General features: G+C 67.6%; 1 rRNA gene and 1 pseudogene. One reads left to right on the top strand and one right to left on the bottom strand.

Annotated features, from left to right (window positions below):
- Window positions 1–774, top strand: a pseudogene (locus BA175_RS32130) (hypothetical protein); the annotation flags it as partial.
- A 29-nt stretch (window positions 775–803) separates the two neighbouring features.
- Here BA175_RS32130 and rrf read toward each other — a convergent pair.
- A 5S ribosomal RNA gene (rrf, locus tag BA175_RS17030) occupies window positions 804–920 on the bottom strand.
- Window positions 921–1094: the final 174 nt, after the last annotated feature.

Raw genomic sequence — 1094 nt, 5'->3', positions numbered from 1 at the left:
GCCACCCCGGCTGTCGTCACGCCGGAAACCGCCACCGGTGCTGCCACCGCGGTCGTCGTCGCGGCGCGGGCCACGATCACGGTCGTCCCGGCGGAAACCGCCCCCGGTGCTGCCACCGCGGCTGTCGTCACGACGGAAACCACCGCCGCTCCCGCCACCACGGCTGTCGTCGCGACGGAACCCACCGCCGGCACCCCCACGGCTGTCATCGCGGCGGAAACCACCACCGGTGCTGCCACCACGGCTGTCGTCGCGACGGAAACCACCACCGGTGCTGCCACCGCGGTCGTCGTCGCGGCGCGGGCCACGGGGACGGTCGTCACGGCGCTCGAAGCCACCGCCCGGACGCCCACCCCGGTCATCACGCTGCTGACCACCGCGGTACCCACCCCGGTCATCCTCACGACGCGGCGCACGATCGTCACGCCGGAAACCACCACCGGCGCTACCACCCCGGCTGTCGTCACGCCGGAAACCGCCACCGGTGCTGCCACCGCGGTCGTCGTCGCGGCGCGGGCCACGATCACGGTCGTCGCGACGGAAACCGCCGCGGTCGCCGTCACGTCGAGGAGCACCGGACCGGTCGTCGCGACCGCCTCGGAAGCCGCCCCTGTCTCCGCCGTCCCGGCGACGCAGCTCGCGCTCCGGACGGTCGTCGGAAGAGTTGGTGGACATGGGGGTGACTCCTGTCATCGGGTACCACAGACATTCTCGCGCAGCCGACCATCCGACGCGCTTCGGGAAAACAAAAAAGGACCCTTGGTCCCAGCATGAACGCTGGGACCAAGGGTCCTTGAAAGATTGTTCGGCGGCGTCCTACTCTCCCACAGGGTCCCCCCTGCAGTACCATCGGCGCTGAAAGGCTTAGCTTCCGGGTTCGGAATGTAACCGGGCGTTTCCCTAACGCAATGACCACCGAAACCCTATCGGGCTCTAGCGAACAAGCACACTTTTCAATTAAGAAGTGAAACTGTTCAACCGGTGCGACTGTTCGCAACCCGGGAACAACACAGTGGACGCGAGCAACTGAGGACAAGCCCTCGGCCTATTAGTACCAGTCAGCTCCACCCGTTACCGGGCTTCCACATCTGGCC

The sequence above is a fragment of the Streptomyces griseus genome (assembly GCF_001715295.1).
Classification (GTDB): Bacteria; Actinomycetota; Actinomycetes; order Streptomycetales; family Streptomycetaceae; genus Streptomyces; species Streptomyces griseus_G.
Note: the sequence above shows the minus strand (reverse complement) of the source record. Positions and strands in the feature narration are given on the sequence as shown.